The sequence below is a fragment of the Amycolatopsis sp. NBC_00345 genome, from assembly GCF_036116635.1.
GTDB lineage: Bacteria > Actinomycetota > Actinomycetes > Mycobacteriales > Pseudonocardiaceae > Amycolatopsis.
In genome coordinates this window covers 6,236,378-6,259,490 of record NZ_CP107995.1, presented here as the reverse complement: position 1 = coordinate 6,259,490, position 23,113 = coordinate 6,236,378, and the positions used below count along the sequence as shown (strand labels likewise).

The 23,113-nt window shown below is 71.9% G+C and carries 30 protein-coding genes; 16 read left to right on the top strand and 14 right to left on the bottom strand.

The annotated features are described in order from the left end of the window. Positions 1–30: 30 nt before the first annotated feature. Positions 31–2,082, bottom strand: a complete 2,052-nt coding sequence (locus tag OG943_RS27910; protein ID WP_328603892.1) for an ATP-dependent DNA helicase — start codon at positions 2,080–2,082, stop codon at positions 31–33. Between the two features lie 87 nt (positions 2,083–2,169). After that, positions 2,170–2,775 (bottom strand): biotin transporter BioY, encoded by a 606-nt coding sequence (locus OG943_RS27905; RefSeq protein ID WP_328603891.1) that lies wholly within the window; start codon positions 2,773–2,775, stop codon positions 2,170–2,172. Between the two features lie 202 nt (positions 2,776–2,977). Here OG943_RS27905 and OG943_RS27900 point away from each other — a divergent pair, with 202 nt between their 5' ends. Then, positions 2,978–3,628, top strand: coding sequence for a hypothetical protein (locus OG943_RS27900; protein ID WP_328612161.1), 651 nt, complete (start codon positions 2,978–2,980; stop codon positions 3,626–3,628). Positions 3,629–3,685: 57 nt separating this feature from the next. Here OG943_RS27900 and OG943_RS27895 read toward each other — a convergent pair whose 3' ends face one another. Both OG943_RS27895 and OG943_RS27890 read right to left on the bottom strand, forming a co-directional pair. After that, positions 3,686–4,264 carry an isochorismatase family protein gene (locus OG943_RS27895; protein ID WP_328603890.1) on the bottom strand — a complete coding sequence of 193 codons (579 nt, stop codon included), beginning with the start codon at positions 4,262–4,264 and terminating at the stop codon, positions 3,686–3,688. A gap of 12 nt (positions 4,265–4,276) precedes the next feature. Then, positions 4,277–5,581: a nicotinate phosphoribosyltransferase gene (locus OG943_RS27890; RefSeq protein WP_328603889.1), complete on the bottom strand. Its 1,305-nt coding sequence runs from the start codon at positions 5,579–5,581 to the stop codon at positions 4,277–4,279. 74 nt (positions 5,582–5,655) lie between these two features. On the opposite strand from OG943_RS27890, the gene clpS reads away from it, so the two are divergent. From clpS to OG943_RS27875, 3 genes are read left to right on the top strand one after another with little or no spacing between them, the layout of a single operon-like run. Beyond that, the gene (gene clpS / locus OG943_RS27885) at positions 5,656–5,955 is read left to right on the top strand and encodes an ATP-dependent Clp protease adapter ClpS (RefSeq protein ID WP_328603888.1); all 300 of its coding nucleotides are present in this window, start codon (positions 5,656–5,658) and stop codon (positions 5,953–5,955) included. Continuing rightward, entirely contained in the window at positions 5,952–6,509 is a 558-nt protein-coding gene (locus tag OG943_RS27880; protein WP_328603887.1) for a DUF2017 domain-containing protein, read from the top strand. Before clpS ends, OG943_RS27880 begins: the two co-directional genes overlap by 4 nt. Beyond that, positions 6,506–7,510: a P1 family peptidase gene (locus OG943_RS27875; RefSeq protein ID WP_328603886.1), complete on the top strand. Its 1,005-nt coding sequence runs from the start codon at positions 6,506–6,508 to the stop codon at positions 7,508–7,510. The genes OG943_RS27880 and OG943_RS27875 overlap by 4 nt, the downstream gene beginning before the upstream one ends. A gap of 4 nt (positions 7,511–7,514) precedes the next feature. Here OG943_RS27875 and OG943_RS27870 read toward each other — a convergent pair whose 3' ends face one another. Continuing rightward, positions 7,515–7,748: a hypothetical protein gene (locus tag OG943_RS27870; RefSeq protein WP_328603885.1), complete on the bottom strand. Its 234-nt coding sequence runs from the start codon at positions 7,746–7,748 to the stop codon at positions 7,515–7,517. Between the two features lie 82 nt (positions 7,749–7,830). On the opposite strand from OG943_RS27870, the gene OG943_RS27865 reads away from it, so the two are divergent. From OG943_RS27865 to OG943_RS27815, 11 genes are all read left to right on the top strand, one after another. Continuing rightward, positions 7,831–8,238: a M67 family metallopeptidase gene (locus OG943_RS27865; RefSeq protein WP_328603884.1), complete on the top strand. Its 408-nt coding sequence runs from the start codon at positions 7,831–7,833 to the stop codon at positions 8,236–8,238. 64 nt (positions 8,239–8,302) lie between these two features. Next, positions 8,303–8,581: a MoaD/ThiS family protein gene (locus OG943_RS27860; RefSeq protein ID WP_091611350.1), complete on the top strand. Its 279-nt coding sequence runs from the start codon at positions 8,303–8,305 to the stop codon at positions 8,579–8,581. A gap of 3 nt (positions 8,582–8,584) precedes the next feature. Beyond that, on the top strand, positions 8,585–9,535 hold the full coding sequence (locus OG943_RS27855; protein WP_328603883.1) for a PLP-dependent cysteine synthase family protein: 951 nt from the start codon (positions 8,585–8,587) through the stop codon (positions 9,533–9,535). Beyond that, positions 9,532–10,248: an aspartate/glutamate racemase family protein gene (locus OG943_RS27850; protein ID WP_328603882.1), complete on the top strand. Its 717-nt coding sequence runs from the start codon at positions 9,532–9,534 to the stop codon at positions 10,246–10,248. The genes OG943_RS27855 and OG943_RS27850 overlap by 4 nt, the downstream gene beginning before the upstream one ends. A gap of 140 nt (positions 10,249–10,388) precedes the next feature. Further along, complete coding sequence (locus OG943_RS27845) at positions 10,389–11,051, top strand: rhomboid family intramembrane serine protease (RefSeq protein ID WP_328612160.1); 663 nt, start codon at positions 10,389–10,391, stop codon at positions 11,049–11,051. Next, positions 11,048–11,848: a glutamate racemase gene (gene murI / locus OG943_RS27840; RefSeq protein WP_328603881.1), complete on the top strand. Its 801-nt coding sequence runs from the start codon at positions 11,048–11,050 to the stop codon at positions 11,846–11,848. The genes OG943_RS27845 and murI overlap by 4 nt, the downstream gene beginning before the upstream one ends. A 30-nt stretch (positions 11,849–11,878) precedes the next feature. Beyond that, positions 11,879–12,646 carry an MBL fold metallo-hydrolase gene (locus OG943_RS27835; RefSeq protein WP_328603880.1) on the top strand — a complete coding sequence of 256 codons (768 nt, stop codon included), beginning with the start codon at positions 11,879–11,881 and terminating at the stop codon, positions 12,644–12,646. Between the two features lie 38 nt (positions 12,647–12,684). Continuing rightward, positions 12,685–13,461 (top strand): ribonuclease PH, encoded by a 777-nt coding sequence (rph, locus tag OG943_RS27830; protein ID WP_328603879.1) that lies wholly within the window; start codon positions 12,685–12,687, stop codon positions 13,459–13,461. Next, positions 13,458–14,066, top strand: coding sequence for an RdgB/HAM1 family non-canonical purine NTP pyrophosphatase (gene rdgB, locus OG943_RS27825; RefSeq protein WP_328603878.1), 609 nt, complete (start codon positions 13,458–13,460; stop codon positions 14,064–14,066). The genes rph and rdgB overlap by 4 nt, the downstream gene beginning before the upstream one ends. A 98-nt stretch (positions 14,067–14,164) precedes the next feature. Continuing rightward, entirely contained in the window at positions 14,165–14,863 is a 699-nt protein-coding gene (locus OG943_RS27820; protein ID WP_328603877.1) for a response regulator transcription factor, read from the top strand. Beyond that, positions 14,853–16,616: a sensor histidine kinase gene (locus tag OG943_RS27815; RefSeq protein WP_328603876.1), complete on the top strand. Its 1,764-nt coding sequence runs from the start codon at positions 14,853–14,855 to the stop codon at positions 16,614–16,616. The genes OG943_RS27820 and OG943_RS27815 overlap by 11 nt, the downstream gene beginning before the upstream one ends. Before the next feature lie 51 nt (positions 16,617–16,667). On the opposite strand, the gene bcp is transcribed toward OG943_RS27815, so the two are convergent. The 8 genes from bcp to OG943_RS27775 form a co-directional block, all read right to left on the bottom strand. After that, positions 16,668–17,144, bottom strand: coding sequence for a thioredoxin-dependent thiol peroxidase (gene bcp, locus OG943_RS27810; RefSeq protein ID WP_328603875.1), 477 nt, complete (start codon positions 17,142–17,144; stop codon positions 16,668–16,670). A gap of 74 nt (positions 17,145–17,218) precedes the next feature. Then, entirely contained in the window at positions 17,219–17,755 is a 537-nt protein-coding gene (locus OG943_RS27805) for a hypothetical protein (RefSeq protein WP_328603874.1), read from the bottom strand. Between the two features lie 181 nt (positions 17,756–17,936). Further along, complete coding sequence (locus OG943_RS27800) at positions 17,937–18,119, bottom strand: hypothetical protein (protein WP_328603873.1); 183 nt, start codon at positions 18,117–18,119, stop codon at positions 17,937–17,939. 121 nt (positions 18,120–18,240) lie between these two features. Then, positions 18,241–18,618, bottom strand: a complete 378-nt coding sequence (locus tag OG943_RS27795; RefSeq protein ID WP_328603872.1) for a type II toxin-antitoxin system death-on-curing family toxin — start codon at positions 18,616–18,618, stop codon at positions 18,241–18,243. Beyond that, on the bottom strand, positions 18,615–18,818 hold the full coding sequence (locus OG943_RS27790; protein WP_328603871.1) for a plasmid mobilization protein: 204 nt from the start codon (positions 18,816–18,818) through the stop codon (positions 18,615–18,617). Before OG943_RS27790 ends, OG943_RS27795 begins: the two co-directional genes overlap by 4 nt. A 48-nt stretch (positions 18,819–18,866) precedes the next feature. Then, a complete protein-coding gene (locus OG943_RS27785) occupies positions 18,867–19,388 on the bottom strand; it encodes a GNAT family N-acetyltransferase (RefSeq protein WP_328603870.1) in 522 nt (173 codons plus the stop codon). A gap of 23 nt (positions 19,389–19,411) precedes the next feature. Continuing rightward, the gene (locus OG943_RS27780; protein WP_328612159.1) at positions 19,412–19,855 is read right to left on the bottom strand and encodes an HAD family hydrolase; all 444 of its coding nucleotides are present in this window, start codon (positions 19,853–19,855) and stop codon (positions 19,412–19,414) included. A 246-nt stretch (positions 19,856–20,101) separates the two neighbouring features. Further along, positions 20,102–20,971, bottom strand: a complete 870-nt coding sequence (locus OG943_RS27775) for an LLM class flavin-dependent oxidoreductase (protein WP_328603869.1) — start codon at positions 20,969–20,971, stop codon at positions 20,102–20,104. 228 nt (positions 20,972–21,199) lie between these two features. On the opposite strand from OG943_RS27775, the gene OG943_RS27770 reads away from it, so the two are divergent. Continuing rightward, positions 21,200–22,219 (top strand): NADPH:quinone reductase, encoded by a 1,020-nt coding sequence (locus OG943_RS27770; protein ID WP_328603868.1) that lies wholly within the window; start codon positions 21,200–21,202, stop codon positions 22,217–22,219. 16 nt (positions 22,220–22,235) lie between these two features. Here OG943_RS27770 and OG943_RS27765 read toward each other — a convergent pair whose 3' ends face one another. After that, on the bottom strand, positions 22,236–23,069 hold the full coding sequence (locus OG943_RS27765; RefSeq protein WP_328603867.1) for a helix-turn-helix transcriptional regulator: 834 nt from the start codon (positions 23,067–23,069) through the stop codon (positions 22,236–22,238). Between the last annotated feature and the right edge of the window lie 44 nt (positions 23,070–23,113).

The following is a 23,113-nucleotide window of genomic DNA, read 5'->3' as shown; positions in this document are numbered from 1 at the left end:
TTACCGTACCCGCTGCGCTTGTGCGCGCCGTCACGCGGGCGCGGCAGCGTCCAGACGCTTCAACGCATCCCGCGCGACCTGCGAATCCGTGGTGGGCCAGAACGGCGGCAGCGACGCGCGCAGGAATCCGCCGTACCGCGCGGTGGCCAGCCGCGAGTCGAGCACGGCCACCACGCCGCGGTCGGTGACCGAGCGGTGCAGCCGGCCGGTGCCCTGGGCCAGCAGCAGCGCCGCGTGCGTGGCCGCGACGGTGAGGAACCCGTTGCCGCCCCTGGCTTCCACGGCCCGCTGCCGCGCCGAGGACACCGGGTCGTCGGGCCGCGGGAACGGGATCCGGTCCACCACCACGAGTTGCAGCGACGGACCCGGCACGTCCACGCCCTGCCACAGCGTCAGCGTGCCGAACAGGCAGGTGCGCGGGTCGTCCGCGAACTTGCGCACCAGCAGCGACGTGGCGTCGTCGCCCTGGCAGAGGATCGGGTGGTCCAGCCGCTCCCGCATGGCCTCCGCGGCCTGCTTCGCCGCGCGCATCGAGGAGAACAGCCCGAGCGTGCGCCCGCCCGCCGCCTCGACCAGCCCGGCCAGCTCGTCCATTGTGGACTCTGCCAGCCCGTCGCGGCCCGGCGGCGGCAGGTGCTTGGCCAGGTACAGGATCCCGTTGCGCTTGTGGTCGAACGGCGAGCCGACGTCGAGGCCCGTCCACTTGGGGCCCTTGTCCTCGTCGGACGGCGCTTCCTTGTCCGTGGCCGTGCCCGGCGCCTTCTCCACCCGCGCCTGGCCCGGGGGCAGGCCCCACTGGCGGGCCATCGTGTCGAACGTGCCGCCGAGGGTCAGCGTGGCCGAGGTCAGCACCGTGGTGCTGAGGTTGAACACGCGCTCGCGCAGCAGCCCGGCGACGCCCAGCGGCGCGACCTTCAACGCCGGCGGCCGTGGGTTCGAGGAGTACTTGTCGCCGGTCAGCCAGACCACGTCACGCTGGTGCGCCTGGTCTTCCTCGTACGCCTCCAGCAGGCGCACGGCGGTGTCGTGCACCTCTTCCAGCAGCGTGCGCGCCAGCTTGCGCGCGGTGGCGCCCTCGACGTCCTCCTTGCGGTCGGACCCCAGCGCGGTGAGACAGGCCTTCGCTGCGTCGCGGACCGCCGGGACGGCGCCCTGCAGCGCCTGCGGCAGCGTGTCCATCCGGCCCGCGGGCAGGTCGTCGAGGATGAGCGCCAGGCCGTCGCTGGACTCCAGCAGGCGGTCGGCCACGTCGGCGTCGATCAGCCGCCCGCTGCGGCGCGCGGCGGAGGACACCATGGCGCTGCTCAGCTCGCCCGTGGCGACGGACGTGACGCGGTCGACCAGGTCGTGCGCCTCGTCGATGATCACCAGGTCGTGGTCGGGCAGCACCTGGTAGCCCTGCAACGCGTCGATGGCCAGCAGCGCGTGGTTGGTCACCACGATGTCGGCGCGCCCGGCCTCCGCCCGCGCGCGCTCGGCGAAGCAGTCCGTGCCGATCGGGCAGCGCGAGGCGCCGAGACATTCCCTGGCTGTCACGGAAACCTGCCGCCACGCCTGGTCGCCGACGCCGGGCACCAGCTCGTCGCGGTCGCCGGTTTCGGTGTCCGAGGACCACTCGCGCAGCCGCGTGACCTCCTTGCCCAGCCTCGACACCGCGAACGGGTCGAACAGCTGCGCGTCCTCCGGCTCGTCGGGCGCGCCCGTGTCGAGCCGGTGGAGGCAGAGATAGTTGCGGCGGCCCTTGAGGATCGCGAAGGTCGGCTCGCGGCCGAGCGGCTTCTTCAGCGCCTTCGCCAGGCGCGGCAGGTCGCGGTCGACCAGCTGGCGCTGCAGCGCGATGGTGGCCGTGGAGACCACGACCGTGGCCTCTTTTTCGACCGCGTGGCGGATCGCGGGCACCAGGTAGGCCAGCGACTTGCCGGTGCCCGTGCCGGCCTGGACGGCGAGGTGCTCACCGGTGCGGATGGCGCGGCCGACGGCGTCGGCCATCTCGACCTGGCCGGGGCGTTCGGCTCCGCCCACCGACTCGACCGCGTGGGTCAGGAGTTCGAGGACGCCGGGGAAGTCTGTTCGGACGGGCACAGCGAGACACGATAGCCGCCGGGTCCGACAGGATCCCGCGTTCCGGCTCGAACGGGCCGTTCGCGCCGGAACACCAGGGAGTACGGCTCAGTCTTCTTTGCGGCTGTGTTCTTTACCGAGGCGGTTGACGGCGGCCCACGCCAGCGGCAGCACACCCGCCGCGACGACCGTCTTCAGCGCGTCGCCGATCAGGAACGGCGTCACACCCTTGTCGAACGCGGTCGCCAGGTCGAACCCGGTGGCGGCCATCAGCCACGGCACGCCGAACGCGTAGATCACCACGTTGCCGGCCACCATGGTCCCCACCATGCGCAGCGGCGTGCGGTCGCCGCCGCGGCGGGCGAGGGCGCCCACGAGGGCACCGGCGAAGACGAAGCCGACGATGTAGCCGGCCGAAGCGCCGGACAGGCCGGAGGTGGCGCCCTGGAACCACGGCACGCCGGCCGCGCCCACGAGCAGGTACAGCAGCATCGAGGCGGCGCCGCGGCGCATGCCGAGCGAGGCGCCCACGAGCAGCGCGGCGAACGTCTGGCCGGTCATCGGCACCGGGCTGCCCGGGATCGGGATGACCAGCTGCGCGGCGGCGCCGGTGAGCAGGGCACCGCCGGCGACCAGGGTCAGGTCGCGCACGAGGGTGCCGGGCACGAGGTCGGCGAGCACCTGGCGGTGGCCGGTGAGGGACAGCGACGACACGGGACCTCCCAGAACGAGAACGGACGTCCGAGGAGGTTAACGCTCGTTAGTTCGCGATGACCCCACAAGTTGCGTTCCTCACCACACCACTCATCCGGGTGGTGTAGGGGTTGCGACGTTTGGGCGAGGTGCCGCGCTGCCGATGTCGAAGCACGGACGGAGAGGGAGTGCGGGAATGCCGGGGAAACACGGACTGGTCCTGATGACGGCGGCGCTGGCACTGGCGGCCCTGCCCGCCGTCGCGCACGCGGACGAGGACGAGGTCACCTCCACCGGGTGGGCGGCCGCGGGCAGCGTCGACGTGCTGATCGACAGCGAGCACGTGACCACCGGCCAGCTCGCCCGCTGCGACGCCGACGGGCCGACGTCCGGCCGCAGCGACGGCGGCCGGACCGGTGACGTCGCCGTGTTCGGCCTCGGCGGCACGACCTGCGGCCGCAAGGACGTGGTGACGACGGTCGAGGCCGGCGGCCAGCGCTTCGAGTCGGACGTGCTGAAGCGGTACGGCGGCCCGGTGCTGAAGGTCCGCACCTACTCCGCGGGCTGCAGCACCACGCAGAACGGCAGCACCGGCGACGTCTCGATCGGCACGGTCGAGGGTGTCACCGTGCCGTCGTCGATCCCGGCGAACTACCGGGTCGCCATCCCCGGTGGCGCGGCCGGGACCGCGCTGGCCACGGTGACGCTCAACGAGACCGTCACCCCGCAGCCGGCCGACGGCAGCCTGGTCACGCACGCCGTGCACATCCAGCTGTTCCCGCAGGGCGGCCCGGCCAGCGGCGACATCTACCTCGGCACCGCGGCCTGCAACCCGTTCGGCAAGGGCGGGGCGCCCACTCCGCCGCAGGGCTGACCTCCTCGTGAGTGTTTATGACGGTTCTAACCGTCATAAACACTCACGAGTCCGAAGTCAGGCGGGCGGCGGCACGGCGGCTTTGCCGGAATAGGCGACGCCGGCCTCCTCGAAGTCCTTCAACGTCGCGTCCACTGTCGGCTGCGAGCCGCCGACGGTCAGGTCCAGCAGCACGCGCACGCCGAAGCCCGCCTTCGCCGCGTCGAGCGCCGTGGCGCGTACGCAGAAGTCGGTGGCGATGCCGACCACGTCCACGTCGGTGACTTCGTGCTCGCGCAGCCACTCCTCGAGCGTCTTGCCGTCGCGGGACTTGCCTTCGAAGCCGGAGTACGCGGCGGTGTACTCGCCCTTCGAGAAGACCGCCTCGATCGGCACCACGTCGAGCGACGGGTGGAACGAGGCGCCCGGCGTGCCCGCGACGCAGTGGACCGGCCAGCTGGTGTTGAAGTCCGGCGTGTCGCTGAAGTGGTCGCCGGGGTCGATGTGGTGGTCGCGGGTCGCGACGACGTGGCTGTAGCCGCCCTCGGCCGCCCGTGCCGAAATCGCCTCCGCGGCGGCGGCCCCGCCGGGCAGGCCGAGCGAGCCCCCTTCGCAGAAGTCGTTCTGCACATCCACCACGATCAGGGCGGTTCCCATGGTCGGCTCCCTCTACAGAAACGTCGTCGGTATCGCGGGCTCGCCGTGCGAAAGCTTCAGGCCCTCCCACGGCAGGCTGACCTGCGCGCGCCGCAGCCGGGCCCGCGCGTCGTCCAGCGTGGGCAAATCATCCACCGCGCGGCCGCCGCGGACCAGGGGGATCTGGAGTTCGCGGTCGTGCTCCTCGGGCTCGGGCCGGCCGGAGGCGTCGGTCCAGACGACCTCCTCCATCGCGGTCCCGGTGACGCGGTGGCGGCGCAGCGCGGACTTCCGGCCGCCGCGGGACTCCTTGTGCGCGCTGCGCTTGGCGACCGGGCGGCCGTCGACCTCCACCAGTTTGTAGACCATGCCGGCGGTCGGCGCGCCCGAGCCGGTGACCACGGAGGTGCCGACGCCGTACGCGTCCACGGGCTCCGCGCGCAGCGCCGCGATGGCGTGCTCGTCGAGGTCGCCGGACACCACGATGCGGGTGTCCTTCGCGCCGAGGGAATCGAGCTGGTCACGCGCTTTGCGGGCCAGCGGGCCGACGTCGCCGGAGTCGATCCGGATCGCGCCCAGCTCCGGGCCGGCCACGCGGACGGCCGCGTCGATGCCCGCGGTGATGTCGTAGGTGTCCACCAGCAGTGTGGTGTCCGCGCCCATCTTGTCGACCTGCGCGCGGAACGCCTGCTCCTCGTTGTCGTGCAGCAGCATGAAAGCGTGCGCGACGGTGCCGCGGGTGGGGATTCCGTAGCGGCGGCCGGCTTCGAGGTTCGACGTCGTGGCGAAGCCGGCCAGGTAGGCGGCGCGCGCGGCGGCGACGGCGGCGTACTCGTGCGTGCGGCGGCCGCCCATCTCGATGATCGGCCGGCCGTGCGCGGCCCCCGCCATCCGCGCCGCGGCCGAGGCGATCGCGCTGTCGTGGTTGAGGATCGACAGCACCAGCGTCTCCAGCAGCACCGCCTCGCCGAAGCCGCCGGTGACGGTCAGCAGCGGCGAGCCGGGGAAGTACAGCTCGCCCTCGGGATAGCCGTAGATGTCGCCGGAGAACTCGTAGTCGGCGAGCCAGGCGATCGTCGCGTCATCGACGACGGCGGTCTGCTCCAGCTGCGTCAGCTCGGCGTCGGTGAACCGGAAGTCCGCGATCGCGTCGAGCACGCGCGCGGTCCCGGCGACGACGCCGTAACGACGGCCGTCGGGCAGACGGCGCGCGAAGACCTCGAACACACAAGGGCGTTCGGCGGTTCCGTCGGCGAGCGCACTGCTCAGCATGGTCAGCTCGTAGTGGTCGGTGAGCAGCGCCGTGCTGGCGCTGGTGACCGGCTCGGGTGAACCCATGGGGTCAGCCTATTCACCCACATGGCCGGACCTGGCGCGGCGTACCCGGTGGCCCCCGTGACACCATGGAGTGCATGTCCACGCCTGTCGCATCCGAACAGACGCAGGTTGATCCACTCGGGGTCGAAGCCGCCGAGGAGGACAAGCCGTGGCGAACCGTCGTGTGGAACGACCCGGTCAACTTGATGTCCTACGTGACGTACGTGTTCCAGAAGCTCTTCGGCTACAGCCGGGACCACGCCACGAAGCTGATGCTCGACGTGCATCACAAGGGCAAGGCCATCGTGTCGTCGGGCTCGAAGGAGAAGGTGGAGGTCGACGTGGCGAAGCTGCACGCGGCGGGCCTGTGGGCGACCATGGAACAGCCTTCATGAAGCCTTGGCGCCGCAAGGGCGAGTCGATACTGGCGGGCTTCGAGCAGCAGGAGGCCGCCGTGCTGCGCGGCCTGGTCAGCCAGCTCGAGGACATGCTCACCGCGCGCGCCGAGGAGGCGCCGCAGGACGAGCTGGCCGAGCTCACCGGCATCCGCACCGGGCCGTCGGAGTCGCCGGACGACCCGGTGCTCTCGCGGCTGCTGCCCGACTTCCACAAGCTCGACCCGGACAACCCCACGCGCGAGGACCTCGACTCCGCCGCCGCGATGCGGTCGCTGCACGAGCCGGAGCTGCTGGAGACGAAGGTCGGCGTCGCGAAGGTCGTGCTGGACACGCTGCCCCGCGACGGCGGCAACGTGCGGCTGAGCTTCGAGCAGGCCGACGCCTGGCTGGGCGCGCTCAACGACGTGCGCCTGGCGCTGGGCACCGCCCTCGACGTCACCGAGGACATGCCGGACGAGCTGCCCGACGACGATCCGCGGTCCCCGCACCTCGGCGTCTACCACTGGCTGACCTGGGTGCAGGAGACCCTGATCCAGGCGCTGACGGCTTGAGCGGCCTGACGGATGTGCCCGGCGTGCTGGTGGGCCACCACGAGCGGGTCGGCGACGGCTGGGCTTCCGGCACCACGGTGGTGCTGGTGCCCGATGGCGCGACCGGCGCGGTCGACCAGCGCGGCGGCGCCCCCGGCACCCGCGAGACGAACCTGCTGGAGCCGGAGAACCTGGTACAGCGCGTGAACGCCGTCTGCTTGTCCGGCGGCAGCGCGTACGGGCTCGCGGCGGCCGACGGGGTGGTGCGCTGGCTCGGCGAGCGGAACCTGGGCTTCCCGGTCGGCGCGGCGCCGCACGAGGTCGTGCCGATCGTGCCCGCGGCAGTGCTGTTCGACCTGCCGCGCAGCGAGTGGGGCAACCGGCCGGACGCGTCTTTCGGTTACGCCGCTTGTGAAGCCGCCGCTTCGGGCGCTGTCACGCAAGGGACCGTCGGCGCCGGGGCGGGCGCGGCCGTCGGCTCGCTGAAGGGCGGGATCGGGACCGCGAGCGAGGTCGTCGGTGTTGCCGGCGGGGTGACCGTGGGCGCGCTGGCCGCGGTGAACGCGGCCGGTCAAGCCGTGGACTTCGCCACCGGCCGCCCGTTCGCGGCCGACCACGAGGTGGACGGCGAGTTCGGCGCCCGCTGGCCGGATCGGCCCGGCTCGGTGCCGCCGGCCGCGACCGACCTGAACACCACGATCGGCGTCGTGGCCTGCGACGCGAAGCTGTCCAAGGCCGAGGCCCGGCGGCTGGCGGTGGCGGCGCAGGACGGGCTGGCCCGAGCCGTCCGCCCCGCCCACACGATGTTCGACGGTGACACCGTCTTCGCGCTGGCCACGGGTGCTCGCGAGCTGCCCGCCGCGGCGGGCTCCTTCGCCGACGCCCAGCGCGCGGGTGCTCTCGACATGCTGTGCTCGGCCGCCGCCCGGGTGTTCGCGCGGGCGATGGTGCACGGGCTGCTGGCGGCCACCGCGGCCGGCGGTGTCGTGGCTTACCGGGACGTCTGGCCCGAGGCCTACTGACTGCTCAGAGGCCGGGCAGCGGATCGTCCGGCAGCCCGACGCCGCCCCGCTCCAGGTCCGCGGCCCGGATCGCCGGGACGTACTCCTCGTCGATCTCCAGCACCAGCCCGCCGAACGAGACGGTCGGGCCGAGCGAAGGGTGGACGTCCACCGGTCCCAGCTCCGTGGTCCGCGGCAGCACGTCGCCCTCGGCCAGGAACGGGCGGCAACTGTCACGGATTCTCGACGGCACGGGCACGCGGACGATTCTCCCGAATCGGGCCCATGAGCGGAAGCTCTCACCATGTGGACACCCCGCGTCCACCACCTAAGATGTCGATGTGCTCCGGATCCGCCGTGAACTCGTCGACGAGATCGTCGCCCACGCCCGCCGTGACCACCCCGACGAGGCGTGCGGGGTGATCGCCGGGCCGGAGGGCTCCGATGTGCCCGAACGGTTCATCCCCATGCTGAACGCGGCCCGCTCGCCGACGTTCTACGAGTTCGACTCGGGCGACCTGCTCAAGCTCTACCGCGAGATGGACGCGAACGACGAGGTGCCGGTGGTCATCTACCACTCGCACACCGCGACGGAGGCTTACCCGTCGCGCACCGACGCGAACATCGCCGCCGAGCCGGAAGCGCACTACGTGCTCGTGTCCACGCGGGACCCCGATTCGCCCGAGTTCCGCTCGTACCGGATCGTGGACGCCGAGATCACCGAGGAGCCGGTCGAAGTCCTCGACTGAGCTGCCGGAATAAAGGGCGGCGTCCCGCGCGTCAGCCTGTGAGAACCCACCGGAGGTAGAACCCATGGCCGTGACCGTGTCCATCCCGACCATCCTGCGCACGCACACCGGCGGCGAGAAGTCCGTCGAGGCGGCGGGCAAGACCGTCCTCGAGGTGATCGACGACGTCGAGTCGCGTCACGCCGGCCTCAAGGCGCGCCTGGTCAAGGAGGAGAAGCTGCACCGCTTCATCAACGTCTACGTCAACGACGAGGACGTGCGCTTCGCCGGCGGCCTCGAGGCCGAGGTCAAGGACGGCGACACCCTGACGATCCTGCCCGCCGTGGCCGGCGGCGCACGCTGATCCATGACCCGCTACGAGTCGCTGCTGGACGCTCTCGGCGGCACCCCGCTGGTCGGGCTTCCCCGGCTTTCCCCGACGCACGACGTGCGGCTGTGGGCGAAGCTCGAGGACCGCAACCCGACCGGTTCGATCAAGGACCGCCCCGCGCTGGCGATGATCGAGGCCGCCGAGCGTGAGGGGCGGCTGCGGCGCGGCTCCACGATCCTGGAGCCGACCTCGGGCAACACCGGCATCTCGCTGGCCATGGCCGCCAAGCTCAAGGGCTACGGGCTGGTCTGCGTGATGCCGGAGAACACCTCCATCGAACGCAAGCAGCTGCTGCAGGCGTACGGCGCGAGGATCGTGTTCTCACCCGCCGCGGGCGGCTCGAACGAGGCCGTCCGCCGCGCGAAGGAGCTGGCGGAGCAGAACCCGGACTGGGTGATGCTCTACCAGTACGGCAATCCGGCCAACGCGGACGCGCACTACCGCGGCACGGGCCCGGAGCTGCTGAAGGACCTGCCGACGGTGACGCACTTCGTCGGCGGCCTCGGCACGACCGGGACACTCGTGGGCGTCGGGCGCTACCTGCACGAGGCGAAGCCGGACGTCCAGATCATCGCGGCCGAGCCGCGGTACGGCGAGCTGGTGTACGGCCTGCGCAACCTCGACGAGGGCTTTGTGCCGGAGCTGTACGACGCCAGCGTGCTGAACAGCCGCTACTCCGTCGGCGCGTACGACGCGCTTCGCCGCACTCGCGAGCTGCTGGAGCACGAAGGCATCTTCGCGGGCATTTCGACGGGCGCGGTGCTGCACGCGGCGCTCGCCGTCGCGGAGAAGGCGGCGGCGAAGGGCGAGCCCGCCGACGTCGCGTTCGTCGTGGCCGACGCGGGCTGGAAGTACCTCTCGACGGGCGCGTACTCCGGTTCCCTCGACGAGGCCGCGGCCCGGCTGGACGGGCAGCTCTGGGCGTGAAGGTCGTCGGCCTGCTGGGCGGGATGAGCTGGGAGTCCTCGGCCGAGTACTACCGGCTGGTCAACGAGCGGGTGAAGGCCGCGCTCGGCGGGTTCCACTCCGCGCGGGTGGTGCTGTACTCGGTCGACTTCGCCGAGGTCGAGGCCATGCAGGCGGAGGACCGCTGGGACGACGCGGGCACGCTGCTGAACGAGGCGGCACGGGCGCTGGAGGCGGCGGGCGCGGACGTGGTGGTGCTCTGCACGAACACGATGCACCAGGTCGCCGCCCGGATCGTCGACGGCATCGGGATCCCGCTGCTGCACCTGGCCGACACGACGGCGTCGGCGATCCGCGCCGCGGGCGTCTCCCGGGCCGGACTGCTCGGCACCGCGTTCACCATGGGCCGGCCGTTCTACCGCGAACGCCTGGCCTCGCACGGGCTGGACGTCCTGGTGCCGTCGCCGGAGGACCAGGCGCTGGTGCACCGGGTCATCTACGACGAGCTGGTGCAGGGCGTCATCCGCGCGGAGTCCCGCGAGGCCTACCGCGGCGTGATCCGGCGGCTGGTCGAGGCCGGGGCCGAGGGCGTCATCTACGGCTGCACGGAGATCGAACTGCTCGTGGACGCGACGGACAGCCCGGTGCCGTCCTTCCCCACCACGCGGCTGCACGCGGAGGCGGCGGCCGACTGGGCGCTCGGCGTGGCGCCGTTGCCCCCTCCTCGCTCGTGACTAGCGCCGTTAAGGCCTCCTTACCCGCGTCCTACGCGGGTAAGGAGGCCTTAACGGCGTTTGACCCGGGGCGAGTATCAGGGATTTCACCCGAGGCGGGACGCACCGGGCGGCCGTAACCTGGACGCGTGAGCACACCACTGCCTCCCCTGCCCGTGCCGTCCGGTGACAAGCCCACCGACGTGACGAAGCGGATCCTGCCGCCCAACCCGAAGGCGGCGGCGATCGTGGCGCTGTCGTTCACCCTGGTCCTGTACCTGGTGGAGCTGGCCGACGTGATCCTCCCGGGGAACCTCGACCACGGCGGCATCCTGTCGCGGCGGCTGTCGGGGCTCGACGGGATCCTGTGGGCGCCGCTGCTGCACGCCAACTGGTCGCACCTGTTCTCGAACACGGTGCCGGTGCTGGTGTTCTCCTTCCTCGCCATGGCGGCGGGCATCGGGCGCTGGGCCGTGGTCACGGCCATCATCTGGCTGGTCTCCGGGGTCGGTGTGTGGCTGATCGGGCCGGGCGGGAACACCTACACCGTGGGCGCGTCCGGGCTCGCCTTCGGCTGGCTCGCGTTCCTGCTGGTGCGTGGCATCTTCAACCGCGCGGCCGGCCAGATCCTGGTGGCCGTGGTGCTGCTCGGCATCTGGAGCGGCATGCTCTGGGGCCTGCTGCCCGGCAACACCGGCATCTCCTGGCAGGGCCACCTGTTCGGCGCGCTGGCCGGCATCCTCGCGGCGTGGCTGACCTCACGGGGCGATCGCCGGGGAGCCAAGGCGATCGAGGCGGTACCCGGCGGTAGCCTCGGGGTGTGACCTCCCCGGACGCGTCCATCGGTGTTTTCGACTCCGGCGTCGGCGGTCTCACCGTCGCCCGCTCGATCCTGGAGCTGCTGCCGTCGGAGCAGCTGCGCTACGTCGGCGACACCGCGCACAACCCGTACGGCCCACTGCCCATCGCCACGGCCCGAGAGTACGCGCTGGCCGCGCTCGACGACCTCGTCGAGGGTGGCGTGAAGGCCCTCGTGATCGCCTGCAACACCGCCTCGGCCGCCTGTCTGCGCGACGCGCGCGAGCGTTATGACGTGCCGGTGATCGAGGTTGTGCTGCCCGCCGCGCGCCGCGCCGTCGTCGCGACGCACTCGAAGCGCGTCGGCGTCATCGGCACGGAGGGCACGGTCCGCTCACGCGCGTACGAAGACGCCTTCGCCGCGGCGCCCGACGTGAAGCTCACCAGCGTCGCGTGCCCGCGCTTCGTCGACTTCGTCGAGCGCGGCATCACCTCCGGGCGCCAGGTGCTCGGGCTCGCGCAGGGGTACCTCGAACCGCTGCTGGACGCCGAAGTGGACACGCTGGTGCTGGGCTGCACGCATTACCCGCTGCTGTCCGGGGTGCTGCAGATCGTGATGGGCCAAGAGGTCACGCTCGTCTCCAGCGCCGACGAGACGGCCAAGGACCTGTTCCGCGTGCTCACCGAGCTGGACCTGCTGGCCGAGCGCGACACCCCGCCGCGGCACGAGTTCCTGGCCACCGGCTCGCCGGAGCCGTTCACGCGCCTCGCCCAGCGCTTCATGGGCTTCGCCCCAGGTGTCCTCGCTCCCACCAGCGCGTAGAACGGGCCCGGGAAGTTTAGGGTGAGAAACGTGCGACTGACGATCCTCGGGTGCTCGGGCAGCATTCCCGGGCCGAACACCGCAGCGTCCGGCTACCTGCTGGAGGCGGAGGGGTTCCAGCTCGGGCTCGAGCTCGGCAACGGCGCGTTCGCCCAGCTCCAGACGGTGCTGGACCCGTTCGACCTGGACGCGCTCGTCCTGTCGCACCTGCACTCGGACCACTGCGCGGACGTCAACGCGCTCACCGTGCTGCGCCGCTATCACCCCGCGCCGCCGTACCCGGCCCGGCCGCAGCGGCTGCCGCTGTACGCGCCGCCGGACGCGCCTTCGCGCCTCGCTCACGCGTACGCCGCCGACGCGGACGAGAGGGCCGGCGTCGACCTCTCGGACGTCTACGAGTTCCACGCGCTGCGCGAGGAACGGCTGTGGATCGGCCCGTTCGAGGTCACCGCCGTCGCCGTGCACCACCCGACGCCGGCGTTCGGCCTGCGCATCTCCTACGGCGGCCGGATCCTCGCCTACACCGGCGACAGCGGCCCGTGCCGCGCGCTCGGCGAGCTGGCCGACGGCGTCGACGTGCTGCTGTCCGAAGCCTCCTGGACCGACGCGGCCGACCGCCCCGGCGGCGTCCACCTCTCCGGCAAGCAGGCGGGCGAACTGGCCAAGGACGCGGGCGTCGGGCGGCTGCTGCTCACGCACATCGCGCCGTGGACCGACCGCGGTGTGGTGCTGGCCGAGGCCTCGGCGGTGTTCCCGGACACCGACGTCGTGACGCAGGGCTCCGTCTACGACATCTGAGCGGCAGACTGTCGGGGTCACGTTCTAGAGTGCACCGCGTGTCGAGAAAAGATGGCAGGAACGACGACCAGCTCCGCGACGTCAAGATCAGCCGCGGCTTCCAGAAATGGCCCGCCGGTTCGGTGCTGATCGAGTTCGGCAACACCCGCGTGCTGTGCGCGGCGAGCGTCACCGAGGGCGTGCCGCGCTGGCGCGCCGGGTCCGGGCTGGGCTGGGTCACGGCGGAGTACGCGATGCTCCCGTCGGCGACCAACACCCGCGGCGACCGCGAGTCGGTCAAGGGCCGCATCGGCGGCCGCACCCACGAGATCTCCCGGCTGATCGGCCGGTCCCTGCGCGCGTGCATCGACCTCGCGGCGCTGGGGGAGAACACGATCGTGATCGACTGCGACGTGATCCAGGCCGACGGCGGCACCCGCACGGCCGCGGTGACCGGCGGCTACGTCGCGCTCGCCGACGCCATCACCTGGCTCGGCGCGGCGAACCGGCTCAACGACCCGCAGCCGCTGTCGTCCTCGGTCGCCGCGATCAGCGTCGGCGTGGTGGACGGCCGCGTGCGCCTCGACCTGCCGTACGAGGAGGACTCGCGCGCGGAGGTCGACATGAACGTGGTGGCCACCGACGCCGGCACGATGATCGAGGTGCAGGGCACCGGCGAGGGCGCCACCTTCGCACGGTCCACTTTGGACACGATGCTGGACATGGCGCTGGCCGGCTGCGCGGACCTGACCCGGATGCAGAACGAGGCGCTGGCGCTGCCGTACCCCGGCGAGCTGCCGGAGCCGCGCCCGGACCGCAAGAAGGGCTCCAAGTGACCCGGTTGCTGCTCGCCAGCCGTAACCAGAAGAAGCTGGGCGAGCTGCGGCGGATCCTCGAGGCCGAGGGCATCTCGGGCATCGAGGTCGTCGGATTGAGCGACGTCGAGGAGTTCCCCGAGGCGCCGGAGACCGCGCCGGACTTCGAGGGCAACGCCGTGGCCAAGGCCCGCGACGCCGTGGCGGCCACCGGCCTGCCCGCGATCGCCGACGACTCGGGCCTGGCGGTCGACGCGCTGAACGGCATGCCGGGTGTCCTGTCCGCCCGCTGGTCCGGTCGCCACGGCGACGACGAGGCGAACCTGGACCTGGTGCTCGGCCAGCTCACCGACACCCCGGACGAACGCCGCGGCGCCGCCTTCGTGTGCGCCGCCGCGCTGGTCCTGCCGGGCGGCGAGGAGACGGTGGTCCGCGGCGAATGGCGCGGCTCGCTGATCCGGGAACGCCGTGGCACCAACGGTTTCGGCTACGACCCGATCTTCGTCCCGGACGGCGGGGCGCGCACGTCCGCCGAGCTGCCGCCGGCGGAGAAGGACGCGTCGTCTCACCGTGGCCGGGCCCTGCGCGCGCTCGTCCCGGACCTGCGCAAGCTCGCCGGTTCCTGACGACGCGGCCCGGTGGGTGCGTGGTGCGCTCGCCGGGCCGGTGCCGGTCATCGCGGGACCCATTCGCCCGGGACCGCGGTGATCCATATGCTCGCTGCATGTGTGCTGACATCGTGCTGGCGGAGGACGACCCGAAACAAGCGGAGCTCGTCCGCCGCTACCTCGAGCGGGAGCGCCACTCGGTGGTGGTCGTGCCCGACGGCCGCGAGACGCTGGAGCTCGTCCGCCGCCGCCGGCCGGACCTGCTGGTACTGGACGTCATGCTGCCCGGCATGGACGGCCTCGAGGTGTGCCGGATCCTGCGCGCGGAGTCCGATGTGCCCGTGCTGATGCTCACCGCACGGTCCACAGAGGACGACCTGCTGCGCGGCCTCGACCTCGGCGCCGACGACTACATGACCAAGCCCTACAGCCCGCGTGAGCTGATGGCCCGCGTGCGGACCCTGTTGCGCCGCACCCACGCCGCGGAGCGGGAGGCCGGGCCGATGCGCGTCGGCGCGCTGTCCGTGGACGTCGGGCGGCACGAGGTGAGCGTGAACGAGAAGCCGGTGGACACCACACCGGGCGAGTTCCGGCTGCTCGAGGTGATGGCCGCGCACCCGGACCAGGTGTTCACCCGCGGGCAGCTGCTGGAGCACCTGCACGGCTTCGACCGTTACATCACCCAGCGCGCGATCGACGTGCACGTGATGAACCTGCGCAAGAAGATCGAGGTGGCGCCGCGCAAGCCCGCGCGGCTGGTCACCGTCTACGGGGTCGGCTACAAGCTGACGGCGGGGCCGCCCGATGCGCCGTAGCCTGCTGATCCGCTGGATCGCGGTGTCGGCGCTGGTCGCGGTGTGCGCGATCGCGGCCACCGCGTGGCTCGCCGCACAGACCACTTCGGGCGCGATCCAGCAGGAGCAGGGGCAGGTCTTCGCCGACGACGGCACCATCTACCAGGGCCTGCTCTCCTACGCCGCCACCCACCCGAACTGGGACGGCGCCGGCCCGGTCGTGCGGAAGTACGCGGACGCCACCGGCCGCCGGGTCGTGCTGACCACCCCGCAGGGCAAGCTGATCGCGAGCTCGGACCCGGACCCGGGCCGGCTGCCAGAGCAGCCGTCGGTGGTGATCGACCCGCTGTCGGTGGACCCGGGCCTCGGCGTCCCGTCGACGCCCGACCGGATCGACCCCAGCGCCGTCGGGCCGTACGCGCTGACGGCGGAGGAGCGTCAGGACCTGATGGACACGGCCCACAAGGTGCAGCTGTGCGTGCAGCGGTACTTCGGCTACGCCGACATCGAAGTCAGCCCGGGCGGGCACCCGCGAGTGGCGGTGCAGGACCCGTTCGCGATGGCCCGGTGCGGCGCGCCCGGCCTGGAAAAGCCCGTCGAGACCGAGGAGACCGCGCTGGAGAAGCTGAACCAGCTCGTCAGCGCCTGCTTCGGCCGTAACTCACAATCCGCGCCCGCCGTTCAGCTCGCGCCGGTGAACTGGACGTTCGAGGGCCCGGTCTCCAGCACGACCGACCCGACCGCCCGCAACTGCGTGACGTCCGCCCGGCGCGAGCAGCTGACGCCGTACGTCGCGCCGGCCGCGTGGCTCTACATCACGGAGAAGGGCAGCGACCAGCCGCCGAGCGGGTTCACGCTGTCCTCGGAGAACCGGGTGCGGCTCGCCGAGGTGGCGGGCGGGATCCTGCTGCTCACCATCGTCGTCACCGGCCTCGCCTCGATCCGGCTGATCCGGCCGCTGCACGCGCTCACCGGCGCGGCCCAGCGGATGAAGGCGGGCGAGACCGGCGCCCGGGTGCGGGTGAAGGGCAAGGACGAGATCGCGCGGCTGGCGGTCGCGTTCAACGACATGTCCGAGGCGCGTGAGCGGCTGGAGGTCGCGCGCAAGGCGATGGTCAGCGACGTCGCGCATGAGCTGCGCACGCCGTTGAGCAACATCCGCGGCTGGCTGGAGGCCACGCAGGACGGCATCAGCCGGCTCGACGACGAGCTGGTCGCGTCGCTGCTGGAGGAGGCGCTGCACCTGCAGCACATCGTCGACGACCTGCAGGACCTGGCGCTCGCCGACGCCGGGTCGCTGCGCGTGCACCCGGAGCCGATCGACGCGAACGTGCTCCTCGCGCAGCTGGCCGCGGCGCACGCCCCGCGCGCCGACGCGGCCGGCGTCCAGCTGACTGTCCCGCTGATGACCGAGCCCGAGCTGACCGCGGACCCGGTGCGGCTGCGCCAGTCCCTCGACAACCTGGTGTCCAACGCCGTGCGGCACACCCCGAGCGGCGGCACGGTCACGGTGACCGGTCGCCGCGACGGTGACGACGTCGTCTTCGAGGTGGCCGACACCGGCGTCGGCATCGCGCCCGAGGACCTGCCGCACGTGTTCGACCGGTTCTGGCGGGCGGACCGGTCCCGCACCCGCGGCTCCGGCGGCAGCGGGCTCGGCCTGGCCATCGTCCGCAACCTGGCCGAGGCCCACGGCGGCACGGTGGCCGTCACCAGCACTCCGGACCACGGCTCGACGTTCACGCTCCGCTTCCCGGCGGTCAAAGACTCGTGAGTGGCGATGACGGTTCTAACCGTCATCGCCACTCACGAGCCTGTCCAGGAGTCAGGCCGCCAGGCCGAGGTCCTTGATCAGCTTCGCGACGTGGCCGGTGGCGCGGACGTTGTAGAGCGCCTTCGCGATCTTGCCGTCGGCGTCGACGATGAACGTGGAGCGGATGACGCCCTGCACCACGCGGCCGTAGTTCTTCTTCTCGCCGAACGCGCCCCACGCGGTGAGCACCGTCTTGTCCGGGTCCGCCAGCAGCGGGAAGGTCAGCTGCTCGGCCGCCACGAACTTGGCGAGCTTCTCCGGCTTGTCCGGCGAGACGCCCAGCACCTGGTAACCGGCGTCGTTGAGCTCGGCCAGGTTGTCGCGGAAGTCGCAGGCCTGCTTCGTGCAGCCCGGCGTGCCGGCGGCGGGGTAGAAGTACACGACCACGGCCTGGCCGTGGAAGTCGCTCAACGAGACGTCCTTGCCCGTGCTGTCGGGCAGGGTGAAGTCGGGGGCGGCGTCGCCCGGGGAGAGTCGCTGCTCGGTCATGACCGCAGCGTACTGGGCCGGTCGTCGCCGAACCGGCCGGAAGCACGCCGGTCCGCCGGCTTGCTCCCGGTGATTCAGGCGGCCCCGCAGTAGGTGACCACGCCGGGTTCGGCGGCGCTGGGCCGCAGCTGCACCTTGAGCTGCGTGGTCTGCTCGGGCACGGCGAACGCGAGGGTCATCCGCGTGGTGCGGCCGGACTGCAGGTCCTTGCCGGCGTCGATGATGCCGTTCAGGCCCTGCGTGGCGTCCACCACCTGCTTCGCCGGCCGGCCGGAGATGCTGGCCGTGACCGCGAGGCCGGACAGCTTGTAGGCGTCGGCGCCGTTGTTCGTCACCTCGATGTCGAACGACGCCGCGCGCGGGCTGCGCGGGTACGCCGCGGGGCTCGGCTGGAACGACTGCGGGGGCGAGATCGAGATCGTGATGCCGCTGGTGAACCGGTGCTCGGCGCCGAACTGCAGGTCGGCCGGGGACTGCGCGGCCGCGGCCTTCGCCGGGGCGCCACCGCCGCCCAGCGCCGCCGTGCCCTCCCGCGCGTCGACCCCGCAGGCCGCCACCCCGAACAGCAAGAAGGCGGACAGCAACAGCTTCGGGGTGCGCGCGAGCGCCATCGCGGGGTACTCCAGTCGGGGTGTGTGCGGGGGACCGTTCGGCGTAGCTGCCGAAGCGGACCCGCTCCACTGTGGTCGTACATGCACGTGCTCGCGGGCGAAGACGCGCACCTGGTGTCGACCCGTGGCCGATCCGTGACCGAAAGGGCACGCCGGGTGACAGTCGTCACCGAAACGCCACTTAGACGGCGAAGGCGAACAGCAGGATGAAGACCGCCACGCCCGCGCCCCAGGCGACCATCAGCCAGCCGAAGTCCCGCACGGGGTCGACGGCGCGGCTCTCCTCGCCGGGGATGTAGACGCCGCGGTTCTCGAACCAGTCCGACCACCGGCGGAGCAAGGCCAGTGGGCTGCGTTTCGCCACGGCGCACCTCCCGGTCTCTCGCTGTCCCGTGGCCAGCCTACGGGTCCGGTGGCCGTGCGGTGAAGCAGCGCCGGGCCGGTCCTGCGCGGGACTGTCTACTTCGGACTGTCGCGCGGTGCCGTCACCGGGCGAATTCGGCGAGCCGGGCCGCGATGCGCTGCAGGTCGAGCCGGCCCTGGACGACGTCGTGGACGAACGGCTCGGCGGTGTCCTCGTCCAGCGGCGCGCGCAGCGGGTGGTCGTTGAGGCCGAGGAAGAACCAGGTGGCGGTCCAGGCGAGGCGTTTGTTGCCGTCGATGAGGGGGTGGCCGCGGCCGAGGGACTCCATCAGCGCCGCGGCCTTCTCCCACACGCCGGGGTACGCGTCCTCGCCGAACACGGAGGTTTGCGGCCGCGCGGCGGCGGACGCCAGGATGCCCGTGTCGCGCACCGCCAGCTCCCCGGCGACCACCTTCCGCGCGACGACCATCAGGTCGTGCACGGTGAGGTAGTCGATCACCGCGCGAGCCGCTCGTTGAGGCCGGTGCTGACCTCGAGCACGTGGTCGAGGGCGGCGCAGCGCCGGTCTCCCCGCGACGTCACGGCGACCATCAGCGTCTCGCGCACGAAGTCCTGCAGGCTCCGCCCCGCGGCGTCGGCGTGGCGCTGGATCTCCTCGACCTCGTCGGCGGTGAACTCGACCGGAAGTGTCTGCCCCATGGGAAGACGATAGCGGTGCCGGGCCCGCCCTGCTCCGGCGAAAAGCGCTCAGCCGCCGGTGACGGGCCGCTCGAAGAAAGCCCAGTACTGCTGGAAGTCCGGGGGTATCTCGGTGCCCTGGTACGGGGGCCGCTCCGCGAAGCCCCGTGACCGGTACAGGCCCTGGGCGTCGTGCATGAAGCGCGCGGTGTCGAGCCGGATCGTCGAGGCGCCCAGCTCGGCCGCCTGGTCGAGCAGCCGATCGAGCAGCTGGGACCCGACGTGCCGCCCACGCCAGGCCGGCCGGACGTACATCCGCTTGAGTTCCACGACGCCCGGTTCCAACGTCCGCAGCGCCCCGGCCCCGGCCAGCTCCCCGCCCGCGCCGACGGCGACCAGCAGCGCGCTCGACGGCTTGCCGAAATCGGCGACGTTGTCCCGCATCTGCGCGGGGTCGGTAGGGGCGTCGATGCCGAAGGAGGCCTTGAACTGCCCGGTGGCCCAGGTCATGTACTCGACCATGAGGTCACCGACCGCGCCCTCCTCCGAGGTGAGGTCGGCCGGTCGGATGCTGACCAAGAGTTGTGGCATGGCTGAAGGCTCCCACACGGCCGTCACCGCCGGGCGATCGATGGTTCCCCGGCCAGGGCGTCGAACCAGGGATTCGGTGGTGGTGTTGCCGGTGGTTCAGCCGTGGGTGCGGTGGCCCGGCGGCGGTAGCGGATGGTGTCGACTCCCGCGGCGCGCGCGGCGGTGAGGTCGAGGTCGGCGCTGCCGACGAACAGGCACGACCGGGCGGGTGCGGCGCGCTCGCGTATCGCCGCGGTGATCAGGTCCGGGGCCGGCGGTAGTGCCGCCCGGTCTGGCCGGGTGCGGGCGGCGAAGTGTCGTACGTGCTCGTCCAGGCCGTGCCTGATCAGGAATGTTCGGACGGCCGTGGCGGCCAGGTTGCTGATCACGGTGACCTGGGTGCCCGCGGCGGCGAGGAGGGCAAAGGCTTCGTCGGTTATCGGCGGAGGCGAGGGCAGGACGGCGACGGTCCTGTCGAGCGCGACCAGTACGTGATGACGTTCGGTGTTCCTGGACGTTCATGTGACACCCCAGCGAGAATCGGCCGAGCCAACTTCCGTTCGTGCCAAGAAATGTGCCACGCCAACCGGTTCGACGCGTCGAACATCCTGACGAAACCAGGCGTCCAAGTCGTGACGGCCGTACACCGGCCAAATCTGCCGCTGGCCAACGGATAACCGGCGGGACCGACGCTGCTCGCTGCTGCGCGTCAAACCGAGGAATCCGTGGCCCGGCTACAAAACAGGAGGTCCCTGCTCGATCCGGCGCAGTGTCGGTGCGAGGCGAGCGAGGTCTTCGCTGGTTTGCAGCTGACGTTCGTCCCACCAGGTGGCGCCCGCGTCGGCCAGCGGGCCGATCAGGTCGCGGGCCTGGGCCGGATCGCCGGGGCTGACCCCGCCGATGACGACCTCGAACGGCTCAGCCGCCCGGCGGTCACGATGCTGGTGGACGTAGGCGACCAGCTCACGGACCTGGTCCGCCGGCGGAGCCTGCCCATGCCTCGCGTCGGTGAACAGCGGGACCACGCCGTCCCAGCGCGCGGCCCGGCGCATCGGCCGGCGGTGCGGCCAGTACCCGGCGACCCAGATCGGCGGGTGGGGGCGTTGCACCGAGGCGGGCAGCAACGTCACGTCGTGGACCTGGTAGTGCCGCCCCTGATGGTCGACCGGCTCGCCGGTCCAATAACGCTGCAGCAGGTCCAGCCCTTCGTCCAGCCGCTCGGCCAGCACCACCGGGTCGGTCGGCTCGCCGAAGCTGCCGAACTCGTCCGCGATCGGGCCGCCGAGGCCGGCGCTGAAGACCACCCGCCCGCCGCTCAACGAGTCCAGGGTGGCCACCTGGCGGGCCAGCTGTTCCGGCCGTCGCCGCGCCACCGGGGTGACCAGCGTGCCCAGCTTGATCCGCGAGGTGGCCAGTGCCGCGGCGGTCAGCAGCATCCACGGATCGCCGAACGGCTGGCCGCGGCGCTCGCGTTTGTCGTGCACCACGTGATCCCACACGAACAACGCGTCCCAGCCCGCCTGCTCCGCCGCCGTGGCCACCGCAGCGACTGTCCTGGCGTCGGCGAACTCCCCGAAGTTCGGAATGTTGATCGAAAAGCGCATGCCCCGATGGTGCTTGGCCGGGTTAGGCGAGGCAACCAGGTATGGGGGCCCGGCCGGGCTGACAGTATCTTGATGACAACTCTTGATATTTGTCACTCACGGTCGTACGGTGATCTTCGGGGCGCCGGGGGCCGCCGTGCGGAAAGCGTTGTGGTTGCTGGTGATCGCGACCGCGCCGGGCCCGGTTTTGCCATGACTATCAGCACCGAACGGGAGTAGTGACGGATCATGAAGGCCATCGTCTACCGCGACAACGGCAGTCCGGACGTTCTTCAGCTCGTCGATCGTGACCGGCCCGAGCCCGGCCCCGGCGAGGTTCGCGTCCGGGTCGCCGTGTCCGGGGTCAACCCGACCGACTGGCAGGCCCGTTCCGGCGCGACCGGCCCCAAGCGGTTCCCCGAGGTCACTCCGCACCTGGACGGCGCCGGCGTGATCGACGCCGTCGGTGCGGGCGTCGACCGGAGCCGGGCCGGTCAGCGGGTATGGCTGTTCATGGCCACCGCCGGGCGGCCCACCGGCACCGCCGCCGAGTTCACCGTCGTGCCCGCCGAGCAGGCCGTGCCGCTGCCCGAAGACGCCGGTTTCGACGCCGGTGCCTCACTCGGCGTGCCCGCGCTCACCGCGCATCGCGCGCTCACCGTCGCCGAGAACGGGCCTCGCCGCCTGCGGCCCGGCGCGCTCGACGGCCGCGTGGTGCTCGCCGCGGGCGGGGCCGGGGCGGTCGGGCACGCGGTGATCCAGCTCGCCCGATGGGCCGGCGCCACGGTGATCAGCACGGTCAGCGGTCCGGAGAAGGCCCGGTTGGCCACCGCCGCCGGGGCCCACCACGTGGTCAACTACCGCGAGGGTGACCCGGCCGCCGAGATCCGCGGGTTCGCCCCGGACGGCGTCGACATCGTCGCCGAGGTGGCGCTCGGCGCGAACTTCGCGCTGGACCTGGCCGTGCTGCGGGCGCGCGGCACGATCTCGACCTACGCCAACGACGGTGGCAAGCCGGTCGAGCTGAACGTGCTGCAGAACCTGGTGCTGAACACACGTTTGCAGTTCCTGGTGCTCTACACGGCCGGCCCGGAGGTGCGCGCCGCAGCCGCCGAGGATGTCGCCGCGGCACTCCACGACGGCGCCCTGCCGGTCGGCGAGGAACACGGCCTGCCGCTGGTCCACTTCCCGCTCGACCGCACCGCCGACGCGCACCGGGCGGTGGAGAACGGCGCGGTCGGCAAGGTTCTGGTGGACGTCGCGGGGTGACGTGACCACGAGGCTGTCACGGTCGTTGGGCGCCGATGACCGACAGCAGCTCGAGCTTCTCGTGGCTCTCGGTTCCCGGCACGGCGGTGAAGATCATCAGCATCTGGAACTGGTCGGGGTCGAGCAGCGTCTGCCCGTAGACCTCGAGCTCACCGAACTGGGGATGCAGCAGGCGTTTGGGCTCGCAGTACGGGCCCACGACGGGGTGCTCGTCCCAGAGATCAGCGAACTCCCGGCTGCGTTTCCGCAGGGTCTCCACGAGGATGCCGGCGGGGGAGTTCCTCCCCGTCCTGGCGTGGACGGCGGACAGCTGAGCGGTCAGCATCCGCGCATGGTGCTCGTGGTCTTCCTCGGGGAACAGCTCGTGGACCGCGGGATTGGTGAACCAGCGGAACACCCGGCTGCGGTCGAACCCGATGTAGGCGGACTCGTCGCCGAGCAGCGCGACCGCCAGCGGCGTCTGCTTGAGCGTCTCACCGAGGACGTTCTCGACCTGCGCCGGAGTGTCCTGCAATCGGTCGAAGATCCGCATCAGGCCCGCGTTGATGTGGTCACCACGCACGATGCGCTGCGGCGTTCCATGTCCCGCGAGCCGGAAGAGATGATCTCTCTCTTCGAGGGTGAGGTGCATGCCGTGGGCGATCGCGGCGAGAATCTGTTCGGACGGCAGCGGGCCGCGCTGCTGTTCGATGCGGCTGTAGTAGTCGCTGGAGACGCCGCTGAGCGCGGCGATTTCTTCCCGGCGGAGCCCCGCGGTGCGGCGGCGTGGTCCCCGGGGCAGGCCGACGTCCTCCGGTTGGAGGGCCGCGCGCCGGGCGCGGAGGAAGTTCGCCAGCTCTGAACGATCCATGGTCGTGCGGTGTCCTTTCCGGCTCGGCGCCGACATCGTCTCCG

What these genes read in the sequence shown, in the direction of transcription:
- OG943_RS27895 (WP_328603890.1), bottom strand. Translation starts at nt 4,264, where the DNA reads ATGGGAACCGCCCTGATCGTGGTGGATGTGCAGAACGACTTCTGCGAA.
- OG943_RS27765 (WP_328603867.1), bottom strand. Translation starts at nt 23,069, where the DNA reads ATGGATCGTTCAGAGCTGGCGAACTTCCTCCGCGCCCGGCGCGCGGCC.
- OG943_RS27900 (WP_328612161.1), top strand. Translation starts at nt 2,978, where the DNA reads ATGACGGCGGCGCTGGCACTGGCGGCCCTGCCCGCCGTCGCGCACGCG.
- OG943_RS27860 (WP_091611350.1), top strand. Translation starts at nt 8,303, where the DNA reads ATGGCCGTGACCGTGTCCATCCCGACCATCCTGCGCACGCACACCGGC.
- OG943_RS27775 (WP_328603869.1), bottom strand. Translation starts at nt 20,971, where the DNA reads ATGCGCTTTTCGATCAACATTCCGAACTTCGGGGAGTTCGCCGACGCC.
- OG943_RS27770 (WP_328603868.1), top strand. Translation starts at nt 21,200, where the DNA reads ATGAAGGCCATCGTCTACCGCGACAACGGCAGTCCGGACGTTCTTCAG.
- OG943_RS27820 (WP_328603877.1), top strand. Translation starts at nt 14,165, where the DNA reads ATGTGTGCTGACATCGTGCTGGCGGAGGACGACCCGAAACAAGCGGAG.
- clpS (WP_328603888.1), top strand. Translation starts at nt 5,656, where the DNA reads ATGTCCACGCCTGTCGCATCCGAACAGACGCAGGTTGATCCACTCGGG.
- OG943_RS27805 (WP_328603874.1), bottom strand. Translation starts at nt 17,755, where the DNA reads ATGGCGCTCGCGCGCACCCCGAAGCTGTTGCTGTCCGCCTTCTTGCTG.
- OG943_RS27815 (WP_328603876.1), top strand. Translation starts at nt 14,853, where the DNA reads ATGCGCCGTAGCCTGCTGATCCGCTGGATCGCGGTGTCGGCGCTGGTC.
- bcp (WP_328603875.1), bottom strand. Translation starts at nt 17,144, where the DNA reads ATGACCGAGCAGCGACTCTCCCCGGGCGACGCCGCCCCCGACTTCACC.
- OG943_RS27855 (WP_328603883.1), top strand. Translation starts at nt 8,585, where the DNA reads ATGACCCGCTACGAGTCGCTGCTGGACGCTCTCGGCGGCACCCCGCTG.
- OG943_RS27785 (WP_328603870.1), bottom strand. Translation starts at nt 19,388, where the DNA reads ATGCCACAACTCTTGGTCAGCATCCGACCGGCCGACCTCACCTCGGAG.
- OG943_RS27790 (WP_328603871.1), bottom strand. Translation starts at nt 18,818, where the DNA reads ATGGGGCAGACACTTCCGGTCGAGTTCACCGCCGACGAGGTCGAGGAG.
- OG943_RS27880 (WP_328603887.1), top strand. Translation starts at nt 5,952, where the DNA reads ATGAAGCCTTGGCGCCGCAAGGGCGAGTCGATACTGGCGGGCTTCGAG.
- OG943_RS27890 (WP_328603889.1), bottom strand. Translation starts at nt 5,581, where the DNA reads ATGGGTTCACCCGAGCCGGTCACCAGCGCCAGCACGGCGCTGCTCACC.